Here is a 15,474-nt window from a genome sequence, read left to right on the forward strand (position 1 = left end):
AGATCAAAGGTGCCAGAACCAATAGAGATTTAGAACTGTTTTCAAGTTTTCTTAAGGATTATGTCTATCTTAATCATTAGGTTTGCATTTCTAATCTGTCCCAGGAAGTAGCCTTTGGTATTAATACTTATTAGTACTAATGCTTCAATTAGTACTAATGCTTCAGGCCGGATTATGCTTTCGGTTTCTCAGCTTCTAGGGCTGGCTATTTTTAATCACGGCAGCATGTTCGGATGAGACTGCGGCTAGTTTTTGTGAGACTTCTGGATTGTAAAGACGCAAGTAGTTCCAATAGTTACCAAGCACCGATTCCACATAGCCCCTGGTTTCGGGGAACGGAATTTCTTCGACAAAGCGGTCGGGATCCTCTAGGCCGTATTTCTTGATCCAATCGGCTACGCTGCCGGGTCCAGCATTATAGCTTGCCACGGCCAGCATCGAGTTGTTGGTGTATTCGCGATGGGTGTAGTCGAGATACCAGGTACCGAGGTTAATGTTGTCAACCGGATTCGTTAAGCTGTAATTTTGCAGGCCAATCTGTTTAGCAACCCAGTCTCCGGTCTCTGGCATCACCTGCATCAATCCCAAAGCTCCTGCCGAAGATTCAATTTCGGGTTCAAAGCGCGATTCTTGCCGAATTAGGGCAATTACCAGCATGGGGTTGAGCTGCCGCTGCTGTGCCCATTGCTCAATTGTTTCCATGTAGGGAAAGGGATAGAGCGCTTGCCAGTAGCCGATCTGCTGCTTCAAGGCTTTGTATTCGGCTCGCTCTTCTGGCGTTTCCCGCCAGGCTAGGCTAGAGAGCATGAAAATTCCATTCAGATGATCGTCCATGCTCAATCGCAGCAACCCATCGGTGAACTGTTCAGCTACAGTGGGTTTGAGCCGATTGGTAAACTCAACCTGCCAGAGCGTCCAAGCATCCCGGTCCTGCCCCAACCGATAGAGTTCTTGCAGAGACTCGGAACCGGCCGGTAGGGTAACGCGCTGTCCAACTTTGGTGACTTGGGGTATCTTCTGGCGCAGAGTAGAAAAATCGCCCACATCCCAACCCAGCAGGGCAGCAGACCTCCAGGCATAGTACGAATCGGGATAGCGGCTCAGCGTATGTTGAAAGAATTCCTGAGCTTGAGTCTGCTGATTCAGTTGGGTGGCCCACTTGCCTGCCCAAAAGGCCGCCATTGGAGCCAGTTCGGCCCAGCGGCGGCAGCATCCGCACGTGGTACGGCCCATGCCCGGCGTAGAACAGGATCACCCCTTCCTCGAAGCACGTCTTGCACGCCTTCATCACCTTGTCCTTCTTCCCCGCAAACGGCGTGAAACGCATCATCGCCCCAAGGCCCCCCACCACGTCCGTCACCTCGGGAATCTTCGGGAACCACTCGGGATGCTTGGCCACCAGCGCCATCGCGTGCCGCCGGAACTGCTCGTGGTGACGCTCGATCGCACCGCCCGGCCCGTAGTAGTGCCCGTCGCGGAGCCGCTCGATCACGCGCTGACCGACGCGGAAGCTCGCCCCCTCGCCCGTGAACGTGCCCGAGAGGATCGCCGACTTCGGATTGAACTCCTCGCTCCACATCGTCACGCACGCCTGCGTCATCTTGCCCACGCAGAACACGTCGACGTACTCCCCCAGATCAAAGTGCTCGTACATGAACATCGAGCTGGGGGATCGGCCGAACGTCTGGATCTCGTCGTCCCACACCGCGATCTTGTGGTGTTTGCACACATCCATGAGCGCCTTGAGATAGTCCCGGTCGCCCACATTGAACCCGCCCTCACCCTGGCACGACTCGAAAATGAAGCACGCGTGCGCGCCGGGGTAGCGGTGGATGTACTGCTCCAGGTGCCACACCGCCATGTCGATAAATCGCTTCTTCCCGCCCATCCGCTCAGCCGCCGCGGGGTCCCAGAAGGGCATGTAATCCACGAACACCCCGTTGGGAAGCCCCTCCCGGCCGGCATGGTTGTCACCGATCTGCGCCATCGTCAGCGATCGGCCCATGAAGCAGTCCTTGAACGCGATCACACGCATCGTCGGCGTCGCCCGCGCCAGCAGCGTCTCGGGCTTGGCGCTGGGATCCGCCGCCAGCGACCGCATGTGGTCGAGAACCTTCTTCTGGTAGCACACCTTCAGCGCGTTCTCGTTGGCCATCGCCCCGCCCGTGGCGATGTACGCGTGACGAAGCCGCGACTTCTTCTTCGCCTCCGCCAGGAGCGTCTCCGCCAGCCGGTACGCCTCGAAGTTGCTCATCAGGTTGCCGTGCTTGAGCGTGTCATCCAGCGCGCCGCGCAGCGACGCCTCGGCAAGGTCCGGGTCGGAGTGTCCGAAGAAGTGCACCCCGATCCCACAGATCATGTCCCACTTCACGCTCCCGTCGGCCAGCTCCACCAGCGCCCCGTTGCCCAGCCCCGATCCCAGGTACGGGTACAGCAGAGGCCGACCACGCACCTCCGCCGCACGCCTCATGAACTCCTCGTACCCCACGCGCAGCTCGGCCACCGGCCCGCGCGGGCCCGTCAGCAACGCCGACTTGGCACGCACCTCGTTCACGATCGCCAGCACCGCGGCGTCAACCGTCGAGTTCTGATGCAGTTGGTTCGCCAACCCTGTTGTCACCCTTCCAGGCAGCAGAGGGCAATCTATCCTGATAAAATCAAACCAAGGAACAGAGAACGTTACAGGTATCCTAATTTTGAGAGCAAAATTTAAGAGAACAATTAGAGTAACAAACTGATGATTTACTTGAACAATCGCCTAGTTTACGCAATGACATAACGCCCCTGTTTCCCAAATGTTGGGCAGAAGCGTTAGCAATGGTGCGAGAAGATTATCCGCAAGCCAAGTTTCCTGATCAGTGGGAATTTAGCCACGAGATCGATGCGCTGCTGAATGAAAAGTTTTGGTAACAGGCCGGTGGTTTCGTTAACTGGAGTTTAGACTAAGCGGAGCAGGAAGGGGTTGAAAAGGAGCAGCCAAAGAAATTCAGTGGACTGCTCCTAGCACTCTGAGAAAAGAACCACCAATTCTCAGTACCGCTATGAATGCTGACAAATTGCTTGCGTTTCGTCAAACTGCCTACAAATGCTTAGGACGTGCCCATGATGCGATGTTTGAGTTGGGCGATGCCATCTTGAGTAGTCCCAGAGTCAACAGCTTTGCTGAACTCAGTTGTAGCCCTTTGTTTCGCAGACAGTGGTCGAGTCTGTACGAAGCCTTGCAGGATAGCCGTCCCCAACGGCGCAAGCTGATGCGACTGTATATTGAGCAGATGAAGCAAACGGAGCCTCCGGTGATAGCAGGGGACCACACGATCTGGGCACGTCCTTTTGCCGTCACTTTGCAGGAGCGCACCTACGAACATCAAGCCACGCGCTTGGGCAATCCTCCGGTTGGGGTGGGACAGGGTTTGGAGTACGCTGGCTTGGATTCCCGAAGTGGGCAGTAGTTGGGCATTGCCATTGCGACACGAGCGCATCACCAGCTTTGAAAGTCCGATTGGCAAAGCGGCATGGCAACTGCGACAGGTGTCTCAGGCCCTCCCCACTCGCGCGATCTCACTCTGGGATAGTGAGTATGGCTGTGCCCGCTTTGTGTTGGCAACCGCAGATATTGCTTGTGATAAGTTGATGCGCTTGCGCTCAAATCGCTGTTTATGGACGACTCCACCGGCCTATGGCGGTAGAGGCAGACCGAGGGTGCATGGCGATCAGTTCAAGCTCAATGACGCCACCACTTGGCATAGCCCCAATCAACAGAACTGAGGTGGTCGATGCCAAACAAGGACGCTTGCGCTTGCGGGGTTGGCACGAAATGCACTTTATGCACTTTCGCAGCGCAGCCGGTCATCCACTGCACCTGATTTTGGTGGAACGGCTTGACGAGGCAGGCAAACAGTGCACTGAAAAACCCGTTTGGTTAGCCTGGGTCGGCGAGGCAATGCCACCCTTATCAGAAATTTGGCAACTTTACTGTCGTCGCTTCGGGGTAGACCACTGGTTCCGCTTTGCCAAACAACAGCTAAAGCTGAGGTTCTGAATTTTGCTGAAAATCTTGTTTCGCAAGTCGTAGGCCACACCTTGAGAGGCGGCCTCGGCCCAGAAGCTTTGCCCAAAGTTGAACAGGCCCCGCGCAATCGCCGCGACGACCATCCAGCCTGCACTCAGCAGCACCACATCCAGATTTTTTTGGGCAATGCCCTGATCGATTCCCCAGCGAAACAGTTGGGGGGTGAGAGCATAGGCTGCTGTGAGCAGCAACGAGCTGACCAAGGCACCGGCAGCCAGCCAGCGATAGGCAGCCAAACTCTTGAGGACTCGGGGCAGCGAACCGGAAGAGGGGTCTTGGGGAGCAGGGAGTATTTGAACCAAGGCAATCGACCTCTGTGAAGGAGTGGCGAAACATCTCTTGCCTTAGAGTAATGGAAATTTGCTGAACTGTCCCAAGCAGGATCTAGATCTGCTGGTTGTGCGATGGTATGGTTTGACCCTGTAGGCGTGGCTGTCAGCCCACCGGCAGAGTTTTGTCAGTTAGCTTGTTGTTGGAGTTTAGGCTTGCAGCATGGCTGGGATTTGAGCCAAGCTTAGCTGCAGCTCTGGAAAAATAGTAGATTCAATTCTCTCTTGCCCACGAAACTGCCTGCACTGGTAAGTGCCTGCTGCATCGAGTCGATAAACCGAGAAGGTTGGCTGTTTGGGTGTGTCAATATAACGCCTGCCGCCTAACCCAAGATAGTCACAGATCCAGTATTCCTCAATCCCAAACGCTTCATAGTCCTCTAGTTTGAGGGCATAGTCATTGCTCCAGTTGGTGCTGACAATCTCAATCACCAGCTCGGCAGATTGACTGCGAGTGATTGTAGATTCCTTTTCCCAGCGTGTATCTAAGCTGATTGTCTGCCGATTTAGTACGATAATATCAGGTTCATATCCTGATTCATTTACTTTGACGATACATTCCTTAGGAATAAAGTACGGCAATTGCAATCGCGCAATCTCAACAAACAAGCTCTCGGCAAGAAATCCAGCAACCTCGGAATGCTTGCCAATAGGCTTAGGCATTTCAACAATTTCCCCGTTATGTAACTCGTAGCGATGTCCTGAGTTCTCTGGATACCAAGCCATGAACTGATCGAAACTAACGGGTTTAGGAATAGCCTGGATCATGCTGGGTAGTTGCCTTCGCTATTGAATCTGACTGGCTACTCATTATAACGTCCCACCCTAGCTGCTTCTATTAGGACTCTCGCTCGGCTTTGCTGAGAATCATCAGAACTGTTTCGATTGCTCTGAATCAGGTTTTATTCCTGGACCAGTAATGGATCGTTTCAGTCCCGTTGCCGGGATTCAGTTATTAGCGACTTCAGCTTGTTCTCTCCGTCTTCCATGCAGACATAAATGTTTCAGTCCCGTTGCCGGGATTCAGTTACTCCCGCTAGTCCCACGGCTCCAGAGAGTCCTACAGCGGCAGTCTCACCTACCGCATCACCGACTGTGGCCTCGCCCAGCGCCGTCGTCCAGGTGGATCCTCAGTTCAACAATCTGCCCCAGCTATTAGGCGAAGCGACCGTGGAGTTGGTCGTCAAGGGTTCGCCAATCGTGATTCGAGTCGATGGAGCCGATGCGCCAATCACAGCAGGGAATTTTGTCGATCTCGTGAATCGAGGAGTCTACAACGGATTGGCTTTTCACCGCGTGGTGCGTGAGCCTCAGCCCTTTGTCGTGCAGGGTGGCGATCCGCAGGGCAAAGACCCCAGCTTCCCAATTGACCGATTGGGGACCGGCAGTTTTATCGATCCAGCAATGGCTCAACCGCGCTATATTCCGCTAGAAATCAGACCCACAAATGCCGATCAGCCGATTTACAGCAAAACCTTTGATACGGCGGGCATTACGGAAGCCCCAAAGCTGAGACATACCCGTGGCGCAGTGGCAATGGCCCGTTCTAACCCACCTGATTCGGCATCATCGCAGTTCTACATTGCCCTCGCCGATCTGGACTTCCTGGATGGCAAATATGCTGTCTTTGGCTATGTCACGAGCGGCATGGAAGTGGTGGATCAAATTCAACCAGGCGACCGGATTACGTCAGCTCGCGTTGTTTCCGGGCTGGAAAACATGAAATTACCAGGCGGCTGATCGGTTACTAGTTATCGGTTACCAGTTATCGGTTACCACTTGGGTGATTGGGTAATCAACGCCGCTACTGCTGCAGCATGCAGGGGTGGGGAGAAAAAATAGCCCTGCCCTTGTTCGCAACGAAGCGCCTTTAGTCGAGCAAATTGTTCCGCGACCTCAATGCCCTCGGCCACAACGTCCATATCCAGGTTATGGGCTAGCGAAATAATCGCATGCACAATCTCAGCGTTTTCGCTGGTTTCATGCATTTGGCTCACAAAAGAGCGGTCAATCTTCAAGGTGTCGATCGGAAATTGCTGCAACCGACTCAACGACGAATATCCAGTGCCAAAGTCGTCAATGCAAAGCTGAAGTTGTAGCGCCTTAAGTTGACTCAGCAGCGCTGTTGGTTCGGCGGTTTGAATAATTCCACTTTCCGTAATCTCCAGTTTTAGCAGAGCTGGATTGAGCTGAGTAGTTTGCAGCACTTGAGCCACCTGCTCCACCAAATCGGGCTGTAAGAGCTGTTTGGCAGAAAGATTGACGCTAATCGTTAAAGCATGGGCTTGCGGAAACTGATCTTGCCAGCGACAGAGTTGTTGGCAGGCTTCCTGCAAAACCCAGTGCCCAATGGGCAAGATCAGCCCCATCTCTTCGGCTAGGGGAATAAACTCTGCTGGGGAAATCAAGCCGCGTTCGGGGTGTTGCCACCGTACTAACAAAAATTAGCTCGATTTTTGCTCGACGTTTAAACTCGACGCTTAAAGTTTATTTCTTGAGAATTGCTCTCAACAGCCTCAAACAGTACAAACAATAACACTTTCTTCGGCCTTTTCAAACCAAAAGTTTATTAAGTTCTTGTGAAGAAGCCTAGTTGTGGCGCTCGGTGGCAGTAATTTTCTCCTCGACCTCTGCCTTGTACTCAAAATTGCTTGTCTTCTAGAAGATTTGTGCAAATTTTGCACGGATGCGGTTGCTTCAGCAGACTACTCAAATCAGACTACTCAAGTCAGAGTGCTGACAAAATTAGCGGCAGTTAGCTGATTAGCCGCGACGTTAATCAGTCCGGCCAGACGTTCTCCGGTGGTGCTGAGGCTGATGATCGTGTTGCCGTATCGTTCGGTAAGGGTGAGCTGAGAAAAGTCGAGGTTGGGCAGCAGAATCCGGTCTTCCGTGGTCACAAAGTCTACGATTGCATCAATGCCTTCTCCCGGTACCAGGTAGAACCGATCTCGGCCCGCATTGCCCCAGAGGAAATCATTGCCCTTGCCACCGCTGATTAGATCATCGCCATCCTTGCCGTGAATCGCGTCGAGCTTGCCGCTGCCCAGAAGAAAATCGTTGCTCGGTGTACCCATCAGGGGCCGCTCTGGTTCTCCCTCCCAGGTGGCGAGCAAGGGTGAGAACAGGTTGTTAAATCGGCGCGTGTTTTGCAGGTCGGTATAGATCAACTGCGTTTCTGGCTGATACCAGAGGCTGCTGCGGAAGCCCAGCGTCAGTCCGGTATGCCCATAGAAAGTGCCTTCACTGGTTTTGAGGCAAGCGATTCCCAGCCCATAGCCAGAAAAGCTATTCGAGCGGATCGGTTCAGCAAAAGTGAGCATTTGCTCTAGAGTATTTGGCTGAAGCAGTTCACCACCAAACAAGGCTTGAGCGAACCGGGTCAGGTCTTTGGTATTCGAGACGAGTGCCCCGGCAGACCAAGCCCACGATAGGCTGAGATTGCTTACATCATCAAATTGACCGTCATTATTCACATCCCAATAGCCGCTGACCGGATTTGGTCCAGATTCGGCTGTGGCAAAATAGGTCTGCTGCATACCCAGCGGATCGAGAATGCGTGAGCGGATTTCGGTGGCGATGGAGTTGCCCGTTACCTGCTCGATGATCAGCCCCAGCAGAATGTAGTTGGTATTGGAGTAGGACCAGTCGGTTCCAGGAGCAAAGTCTGCCGCCTGTCCGCCAATCAGCTGAATCAACTCCTGAGGCTGCCATTCGCGAAACAGATTCACGCCTGCTCCCAGCAAAATCGGCAGATAATCGGGAATACCGCTCGTGTGGTTGAGCAACTGCCGTAGTGTAATTTGGCTGCCGTTGGGAATCTGCCTGAGTCGATCGGGCGATACCCTCTGAGTTTTCAAGCTTTTTTACCAAATCTTTAGCTGCTATTGGCTGTGCACTTGCATTGACGACTTGTAAAGCATCATTTGCCATTGCTGTTGCAAGTTCTTGCCATTGTTTAACTCCTTGGCTGCCAATATTGCTCAAACTATCGGCTAGAATTTGTTGAAACCCAGCCTTGATTTGGTTGAGATCATTGAACTTGTTGGCATAAACAAACAGCGCCCCACCTTGAGCTTGCAGACGATGGCGAATTCGGCTGATGATATGGGTTTTGCCAGTTCCGTCTTGAGCTGAAATTAAGAGTGATGTGGTCGAATATTTTCCTATCCGGATGTCTTCCAAAGCCGCAAAAACTGCGTCAGAAGCATGGGCGTTCAGGAACTCCACATCTGGAAAGCCTTTACCCCAGACGTTGTTTGCGTTGACAAAAGGTGGTTGAGCAAAAGGGTTATGTTCTTGAAGAACAGCATTGATTTCTGCAAGCGGTGATGGAGCGGGGGTAGACATAATCGTGCTCGAAACTCAACGAAATGGCAAAATCGTAAAAAGATAGATTTAAGTTGTGAAGCTTCTATAGTTGCTTCGCGTAGTAGCGAACGCCACCTAATGCGGTTTTGATTGAATCCTCAGCTTTATCGGGTGTAAGTTCTGGCATTTCGCCACCAATAAGCTGCCAAACATCTCTTGCTTGCATCTCCAGCAACCATTCATTGAACTGACTGCGGCTGACGCGATCACCAATTTCCCGCCGAATTCGATAAATCGGCACAAGGTTATTTAGGTTGAAGTCTTGATTAAGCCGTTCAAAAACTTCTGTTGCAACTGTTTCAAATTCTTCATACGATGCAATAGCCCTAGCCGTTGGTTTGCTATCGGTTGAGGATGCAATTCCTGAAGCTCGCTGACGCATCCATCTTAGAAGTGCGTTTGCAGTTTTTGCGCCAATTTGAGCATCAAAGGTGAAATCTGGGCTAAGTAAGCCTTGCTCCAACAGATTGAGTCCTGTTTCAGAGAGTGAAAATTTATTCCCATTCACTAGAACAGCTTGATCAGCCTCAAGTTGAGTGATTGCTGCTAAGTAGGAGTTGTTTCGGCTCTCGTACTCAACTGCCGTTTCTTTTTCACGTTTCCTTACCAAGCTAGCCTTCAATTCGCTCTTTGTAGCTTCACCCAGCGTCCATAAAACCAGCAGAATCCGGGTTTGCATGTAAGAAGATTGGGATTGTGATGCTTTGACAGCTTTTGCTTCAGTTGCCTTGATCGATTTATTCAATGTTTGAGGCATATTTTCTGTCCTGAGTATGTAGAGTAGAGCAGCATCCTTCTATATGGTACGCACCCACATATAGGCGATCCTGACAGATCAGGTAATTTCATCAATTTTTTGAAGCTCATTCATGGCTTCTTCAATCTCCTCCTCAGTAAACACCGTACTGCCCACCACGTTGAAGCGCTCGACAAATACGGTGGCCGGCACATCTCCTGGCAGATCTTCGGGCTGGACGGGAGCAGGCGTGGGTAACAGGTCTTCTGGAGCAGGTAATTGGGGCAGCGGCTGTTCGGGCAAAGGCAGTGTGGGGAGAGGCGGCGTGATGCGCGTGGGCTGATTGGCTGGTAGGTCTATTTCGGGTAGCGGCACAGTAGGCACTGAAGGATTCACCTGCTGAGCGATGTCCTGTTCTGGCAATGGCACAGCCACTGGAGCTGAATTCGGTGATGGAGTGATCAGTAGAACCTGGGGCGGAGCTGATGTCGCTAGAGACTGCTGAGGATCTAAACTAATTGCTGCCATTCCAATCACTACGGTTGTCCCAACTCCCCACCATCGCTGCTCTACCACGTGTTTCTCCTCCTCAGACAGGCTGCTTGTTAGAAATATTACTGTACTGGGAGCGGTTAATATCGTAGGACTGAATGAGGCAGGAGATAGAATTGAGGAGCCAGGAGCCAGGAATCGGGGCAGGATCAGGCTTTGCAGAAACGGTGAACTGTCAGCAAAGCATAATTGGCTCAATCCACCTGTACAGGAGCCAAGAAACCTTCTGAGCTTCTGTGCTTCTGAGCTTCTGAACTCCCTGTTCTAACTCCTGACTCTTCTTGCTTTAGCGAATCAACACCGTCATATACTTGCCTTGATCGAACGGCGATGGAATCAATGGACTGAATTTGTTTCGATCGGTGACAAACTTGCGAGCACAGAATTCATTAATCTGGTGATTCACGCGGTCTCTAGTACCGATAATCCAGATTTGTACTTTCTCGTCATCCTGGATGTTCAGAAATTCGTTCAATTCAGTAGTCATAGTAATGTAGCCTCGCTTTTTTAGTTTCGAGAAGAAACAGCTCAAGGCTTGATGCCCTGACTACTTCTGACTATTCGGTCTGCATCAAGCGAGGCCGCGAGATTGTACAATCAACACAGCCTTGCTCTCTGTTACCCCAGAGAGTCAGGTGAGCTGGTCCATGAGTGCCGCTAACACTTTTGGATCAGCGCCCTAGGTTGTCCTTGAGCTAAATTACTGATTCTCTTTAGGGCAAAGAAAAACCAGTACTGGACAGAATAAACCATACGCTGCATAAACACAAGCGTATTGCAGCAGCTGTTAACACTTGTTGATTTGGCTCAACCAAAACTGTTTGATTCAGTAGGAAGAAGTAAAGGCTAGATTTGAAATGGGCGTTCCGAGGCTGTTCTATTCACCTCTCTCCTGTCCTGAAAGCGACCGAAAAAATTGCGGCAAATCAAGGCATATTTGAAACAGGATTCCTTGCTCATATTGATTTCAATGCGCTCATCACTTGAAGACAGAAAACGAAGGTGATGACCGACTTCTTGACCACGCTCGTCATAAAGTAAGGCTTCCGGTGCTTTCAAGGTCCACTCAAACTGATTGGGTGCATCGGCTTGCGCTTGACAGGTGTAAATCTGGTCGCCCTCAGCCTTCACGGTTAGCAGAAGCTGCTGGTCTGTTGGAACCTGAATTTCGGCTGGCAATAAAGCTAGTGACGAGGCGGAAGGTGAAACCGTTTGAGCAATTGCATAACTGCTGAGCGCAGTCAATAAACCTAGGGTAAATGATGCAGTATATTTCATGAGAATCTTCTCCTAGTTACAGCGTTTACAAATTGATTGTGAACAGGGGGGTGAGGGCGCTGCCCCCACGCAGGGATTCCACCCCTGCACCCCGTTCAAATCCTACAAAGGATTACTGTAGTTGAATGAATTGAATGAATTGAATGAATTGAATGTTGAACGATCAAATCTCAGGAATACAAATCAGCGAGCTGGAGAAGCCACGGCTCCTTCCGGCAGAATCGCAAAATCACTGCTCGTGAACTCTAGCGAATCAGCTCGTTTCTTGATTTCGGGTTTTCTGGCGTTCGCTATACCTGTATCGTAGGCAATCTCCCGACTCAAACCATCTGAAGAAGGTCTTGAGACCAACTCAACGAAATAGGCATTTTCAGCCTGCCAATTCACTGCCAATCTCAGCCATTTGGCTCTATCCTTCGTCATACCCCCGGCGGGTGAGCATCAACGAAAGTTAGAAAATTCGACCAAACTCTGGAATTGCTGCCCAATTCGCAGTATCTATTAGAGAATCACCTTCTGCGGTTCACTCCTATGATTGCTCTCTTCAAAACCCAACCCCAACCGTTTCGGTTCCTGCTCTACACCGAATGGCTGATGCTCGCGAGCTGTGGGGCAATGGCGGCAATCGAAGCATGGCAGCGGCAAAGCTTACCCATACAGCATATTTTGATCTTGGTATCGCTGGGTGTCATGGGGTGGTTATTGCCCAGCGGCAAGACGCCGATTCGCTATCTCTATACCGCAATCGAGATCGGCCTGATTTTCTATGGCACCACGCTGGGCTATCTGCATATCCTGCCAACGCTGTACCTGATTGTAATGATCCGGAGCTGCTTCCTGTTTGACCCGCCTGGACGCTGGATTGTGGCCGGTCTATCGCTGATGCTGTTTCTGGTGCATCAGGTGCAATATATTAATACTCTGACGCCCTTGATGCTGCCGAACGTTGAGCAACAGCGAATTTGGATGCATCAGGTTGCGGAAGTTTTAATGTTTGGCTTGGGTCTATTCTTCGTCGGCCAGTTGGGGAATGTGCTGTTAACGGAACGACGAACGCAAGAGCAATTAGCGTTAGCCCATGAACAGCTCCAGCAGTACGCGATTCAAGTTGAGGATTTAGCTGCCGTACAGGCCACGCATCCTCAATGCCAAATTGGTCTCGAACCATTTCAATGTCTGCTGGAGTTGTGGCAGGAGTAATGCGATCGACCATGCAGTTGGGAAAGGCAACGTGGTCAGCAATCCAGCGCCCTAATTCTGGATCCTGCAATTCTGCAAAGCTGGTTAACATTTTTTTGACAATGTTGCCGTTACCCTGGAGATTGTCGCAGGACAGAACGGTGAAGGGCGTTAAGCCCTGCTTCCGACGCTGATCAAGAGCGGCTGTGAGAAAACCATACACGCCAATTGGCTGTTCCGGATGCTGCAGGTCATGCTGAATCGTGGGGTGATTGACATCAAATTCACCGCTGCCTTCGATATAGTAGTACCCGCCTTCGGTAATGGTGAGGGTAACGATCCGGCAGTTGGGATGGGCTAATGCATCAACTACAGTCTGTCGATTATCTGGTGCAAATAGATACTGGGTGATCGCCCCAATCACTCTAGCGTCATCGCGTTCAGGCGAGCGTTCGACCAGGGTGTACAAACAATCCTGGGAATTCAAGGCATCCCGCATCCGTTTGTCCCATTCCAGCAGGCCCACTCCACAGATGCCCCAATCACTATTGGGAGTTTGATGAAAGTATTGGTCGAGATAGAGGGCTTGGTGCGCTCGATGAAATCCACCTACGCCGATGTGGATGATGCTATTGGTGATTTGATGGCGATCGTATTGAGGAATGCGAACGCGGCTAGCTAAGTCAGGCAAAGATGCTTCATTCAGCTTGATAGCTGATCCGGTTTTGATAGGGTTGTTCATGAGCTTCGTTCATTAAGTGGTGACGACGAGTTTTGGGAATAGACTCACCGTTTTGATCAAACAAATGACAAAGATCGCCATTGATATGGATGAAGGCACGATCATGGGTGCGGCTAGGATTGTCGCCGTCAGTTTGCACAATTAGCGTGTCGCCACCGGCAATCCTGACGTAGAGAAACGTTTCTCCACCCAATCGCTCCACAACCAGCACCTCACCCGTCAAGGTTGGCTGGTTTGGATCAAGCCTCAGGTGTTCGGGACGAATTCCTAGGGTGGCTCTGTCGCCCACCGAGAGGCTGCCTGGTTTAACCGGAATCGTGACGCTGGCATCGCCTGGAAGCTGAACCGTGGTTCCCGAATCACTGACGGCTGATACGGTCACCGTCAGGAAGTTCATTTTGGGTGAACCAATAAATCCAGCGACGAACAGATTGCGGGGTTGGTGGTATAGCTCCAGCGGTGAGCCAACTTGTTCAACCACACCGCCCTGCAACACGACAATCTTATCGGCCAGCGTCATGGCTTCTACCTGATCGTGAGTCACATAAATCATTGTGGTTTGTAGGCTGTCGTGCAGACTGGCCAACTCCAGTCGCATTTGCACCCGCAACGCGGCGGCCACGAGGTCGCCACTGGGCAGCACGGCCAGGGCGAAGACGGAGCCGCCCATGCCCCCTTCCCTGAGCGATCCCAAGGCGGACCAGTTCCCCGTCGCCGGGTCGTACACCGCGATGTTGTTGGCGAAGGTGTTGCCGGCGATGGTGAAGCGCCCGCCCACCACGAGCCTCGGGGTCTGTGGCCCGGGACCGTCGGGATCCCACATCGTCGTGGCGTTCACGGTTCCGTTCGTGCCCGGGACGCCCGCCGTGCTGGGGTCGAACGGCTGCCACTCGGGCGTGCACTGCCCCACGGCATTCGCCGTGCACAGCACACATACCAGCATCATCACGCACAAACGCAGTATGTTCATCACAGGGCACCTCTTACCGCTCGGCGGTCGGCGCGAGGATACACAAGGAGGCGAGTCACTGCAAGCGTGCGATCGACAAGAAAACGATAAGGCCCGCGAGATCTACTCCCGTGGGCCCCTCCAATTTGGGAATTCGCTGATCGTCGACGCTCAGCCAACTCGGGCAGCTTCCCCCGGCTTCCGTGAACTCTCGATGACCCGGATCGGCTCCTCCACCGTCCTTTCCATCGGCACGCCAAGTCCCGCTGCAGTGGATGGTTAGGCTGACCCGAGCCCATGCGTCGTACCAGTCGCAATGATGCCCGAGGCCTGCTTTCGATTCTCCCCGAAGCTGGACCAACCGCAGGGTGAGGACTTCGGCTTCATCCGGCCGGTCGTGCCCGGCCGAATGAAACGAAATCGCTCACACACTGCAAATGGCTCGCCTTCGGGGAGCAGCGCACTGCTGCCGGTGGACTACAACCGAGTCCGACCGTGACGGGGTCGCTCTCGTCGCTCCACCTGTGATGAAAGTGGGTGCAGGATGTCAGCTCCCTGCGTGTCCGGCAATGACGGAGCGGAGGCATCGCCGGGCAGATCGCGGGGTACGCCGCCGGGGTCTGCGTGCCCAGCGCCCGCTGCGGGCAGCGGTGGTTGTTGTGGAGGCGCCAGCGGTCCGCCAGGTACCGTGCCTCGGCCAGCGTGCCGATCGACCAGCCTTCCTTGTGCAGCAGGTCAATGACGTACCGCCGACCCCGGCGAGGGTTCCCGATCGCCAGTTCCCGCATCCTGACCACCAGCCGGTCCCGGCACGGGCTGGGCTGAGTCGAGCGTCGCTGCGTGCTGCAGTGCTGGCTTACCACACGGCAGGCGTGCCGCTCGAACACCCGAAGCACCGCCGTCACGTGCTCGATCGCCCGACGCCGACGCGCGTTGGCGCCAGGCTTAGTACTCCCCCTTGGCCACCACCTCCTCGTGACGGTGCCGCTTGCGGTTCGAACCCTTCATGAGAGACTCCTCTTGGCCCTTCGGGCCGGCCAAGTCTCTCACAAAGGGTGGACCTGTTCAGCACTGGAATCGATTCCCGGCAAACCAACCGCACGCGCCTTTGAGTGCTTTTTGCGCTGCTACGAGCGGGGTCTGCTAATCCGCACCACTGGCGACATTATTGCCCTTTCACCCCCACTCATTATCGAGAAGCAGCACATTGACCAGCTCTTTGGCATGTTAGCTGAGGTTTTGAAAGAGCTACCGTAGATCACAACGATA

General features: G+C 52.8%; 19 protein-coding genes and 1 pseudogene. 7 read left to right on the forward strand and 13 right to left on the reverse strand.

Translation table 11 applies throughout. The features are described 5' to 3' along the window. Positions 1-195 precede the first annotated feature (195 nt). Together JVX88_RS30775 and JVX88_RS39550 are read right to left on the reverse strand one after the other, a co-directional pair. Entirely contained in the window at positions 196-939 is a 744-nt protein-coding gene (locus JVX88_RS30775; protein WP_263975325.1) for a lytic transglycosylase domain-containing protein, read from the reverse strand. Beyond that, positions 899-2,608, reverse strand: coding sequence for an aminotransferase class III-fold pyridoxal phosphate-dependent enzyme (locus JVX88_RS39550; protein WP_263975326.1), 1,710 nt, complete (start codon positions 2,606-2,608; stop codon positions 899-901). The genes JVX88_RS30775 and JVX88_RS39550 overlap by 41 nt, the downstream gene beginning before the upstream one ends. Positions 2,609-2,745: 137 nt before the next feature. On the opposite strand from JVX88_RS39550, the pseudogene JVX88_RS30780 reads away from it, so the two are divergent. From JVX88_RS30780 to JVX88_RS41300, 3 genes and pseudogenes are all read left to right on the forward strand, one after another. After that, positions 2,746-2,910: pseudogene (locus tag JVX88_RS30780) on the forward strand (DUF29 family protein); the annotation flags it as partial. A gap of 131 nt (positions 2,911-3,041) precedes the next feature. Then, positions 3,042-3,449: a transposase gene (locus JVX88_RS41295; RefSeq protein WP_211622246.1), complete on the forward strand. Its 408-nt coding sequence runs from the start codon at positions 3,042-3,044 to the stop codon at positions 3,447-3,449. 7 nt (positions 3,450-3,456) lie between these two features. Further along, the gene (locus JVX88_RS41300) at positions 3,457-3,765 is read left to right on the forward strand and encodes a transposase (RefSeq protein WP_211622247.1); all 309 of its coding nucleotides are present in this window, start codon (positions 3,457-3,459) and stop codon (positions 3,763-3,765) included. Between the two features lie 204 nt (positions 3,766-3,969). Here JVX88_RS41300 and JVX88_RS30795 read toward each other — a convergent pair whose 3' ends face one another. After that, positions 3,970-4,371 carry an ABC transporter transmembrane domain-containing protein gene (locus JVX88_RS30795; RefSeq protein WP_211622248.1) on the reverse strand — a complete coding sequence of 134 codons (402 nt, stop codon included), beginning with the start codon at positions 4,369-4,371 and terminating at the stop codon, positions 3,970-3,972. 177 nt (positions 4,372-4,548) lie between these two features. Further along, entirely contained in the window at positions 4,549-5,166 is a 618-nt protein-coding gene (locus tag JVX88_RS30800; RefSeq protein ID WP_211622249.1) for a Uma2 family endonuclease, read from the reverse strand. A 231-nt stretch (positions 5,167-5,397) separates the two neighbouring features. Here JVX88_RS30800 and JVX88_RS30805 point away from each other — a divergent pair, with 231 nt between their 5' ends. Next, complete coding sequence (locus JVX88_RS30805; protein WP_211622250.1) at positions 5,398-6,138, forward strand: peptidylprolyl isomerase; 741 nt, start codon at positions 5,398-5,400, stop codon at positions 6,136-6,138. Positions 6,139-6,170: 32 nt separating this feature from the next. Here JVX88_RS30805 and JVX88_RS30810 read toward each other — a convergent pair whose 3' ends face one another. The 7 genes from JVX88_RS30810 to JVX88_RS30840 all read right to left on the reverse strand — a co-directional run bounded on the left by JVX88_RS30810 (position 6,171) and on the right by JVX88_RS30840 (position 11,758). After that, entirely contained in the window at positions 6,171-6,839 is a 669-nt protein-coding gene (locus tag JVX88_RS30810) for a putative bifunctional diguanylate cyclase/phosphodiesterase (protein ID WP_263975327.1), read from the reverse strand. Positions 6,840-7,121: 282 nt separating this feature from the next. After that, the gene (locus JVX88_RS30815; protein WP_211622252.1) at positions 7,122-8,258 is read right to left on the reverse strand and encodes a serine hydrolase; all 1,137 of its coding nucleotides are present in this window, start codon (positions 8,256-8,258) and stop codon (positions 7,122-7,124) included. Between the two features lie 554 nt (positions 8,259-8,812). Next, positions 8,813-9,526 carry a hypothetical protein gene (locus tag JVX88_RS30820; RefSeq protein WP_211622253.1) on the reverse strand — a complete coding sequence of 238 codons (714 nt, stop codon included), beginning with the start codon at positions 9,524-9,526 and terminating at the stop codon, positions 8,813-8,815. A gap of 78 nt (positions 9,527-9,604) precedes the next feature. Further along, positions 9,605-10,081: a hypothetical protein gene (locus JVX88_RS30825; RefSeq protein ID WP_211622254.1), complete on the reverse strand. Its 477-nt coding sequence runs from the start codon at positions 10,079-10,081 to the stop codon at positions 9,605-9,607. Between the two features lie 262 nt (positions 10,082-10,343). Then, on the reverse strand, positions 10,344-10,544 hold the full coding sequence (locus JVX88_RS30830; RefSeq protein WP_211622255.1) for a hypothetical protein: 201 nt from the start codon (positions 10,542-10,544) through the stop codon (positions 10,344-10,346). Between the two features lie 359 nt (positions 10,545-10,903). After that, positions 10,904-11,335 (reverse strand): DUF3455 domain-containing protein, encoded by a 432-nt coding sequence (locus JVX88_RS30835; RefSeq protein ID WP_211622256.1) that lies wholly within the window; start codon positions 11,333-11,335, stop codon positions 10,904-10,906. Positions 11,336-11,518: 183 nt separating this feature from the next. After that, positions 11,519-11,758 (reverse strand): hypothetical protein, encoded by a 240-nt coding sequence (locus JVX88_RS30840; RefSeq protein ID WP_211622257.1) that lies wholly within the window; start codon positions 11,756-11,758, stop codon positions 11,519-11,521. A 164-nt stretch (positions 11,759-11,922) separates the two neighbouring features. On the opposite strand from JVX88_RS30840, the gene JVX88_RS30845 reads away from it, so the two are divergent. Beyond that, positions 11,923-12,180 carry a hypothetical protein gene (locus JVX88_RS30845; RefSeq protein ID WP_211622258.1) on the forward strand — a complete coding sequence of 86 codons (258 nt, stop codon included), beginning with the start codon at positions 11,923-11,925 and terminating at the stop codon, positions 12,178-12,180. A 68-nt stretch (positions 12,181-12,248) separates the two neighbouring features. Here the strand turns inward: JVX88_RS30845 and JVX88_RS30850 are convergent, their stop codons facing one another. After that, positions 12,249-13,256 (reverse strand): mannitol dehydrogenase family protein, encoded by a 1,008-nt coding sequence (locus JVX88_RS30850; protein WP_225931231.1) that lies wholly within the window; start codon positions 13,254-13,256, stop codon positions 12,249-12,251. Further along, positions 13,213-13,854, reverse strand: a complete 642-nt coding sequence (locus JVX88_RS30855) for a TOBE domain-containing protein (RefSeq protein WP_263975328.1) — start codon at positions 13,852-13,854, stop codon at positions 13,213-13,215. The genes JVX88_RS30850 and JVX88_RS30855 overlap by 44 nt, the downstream gene beginning before the upstream one ends. On the opposite strand from JVX88_RS30855, the gene JVX88_RS30860 reads away from it, so the two are divergent. Next, positions 13,828-14,316 carry a hypothetical protein gene (locus JVX88_RS30860; protein ID WP_211629111.1) on the forward strand — a complete coding sequence of 163 codons (489 nt, stop codon included), beginning with the start codon at positions 13,828-13,830 and terminating at the stop codon, positions 14,314-14,316. The two genes, JVX88_RS30855 and JVX88_RS30860, sit on opposite strands and share 27 nt — an antisense overlap. A 909-nt stretch (positions 14,317-15,225) precedes the next feature. Continuing rightward, the gene (locus JVX88_RS30865; protein WP_263975329.1) at positions 15,226-15,462 is read left to right on the forward strand and encodes a hypothetical protein; all 237 of its coding nucleotides are present in this window, start codon (positions 15,226-15,228) and stop codon (positions 15,460-15,462) included. Positions 15,463-15,474 lie beyond the last annotated feature (12 nt).

Source organism: Leptolyngbya sp. 7M, assembly GCF_018128485.1.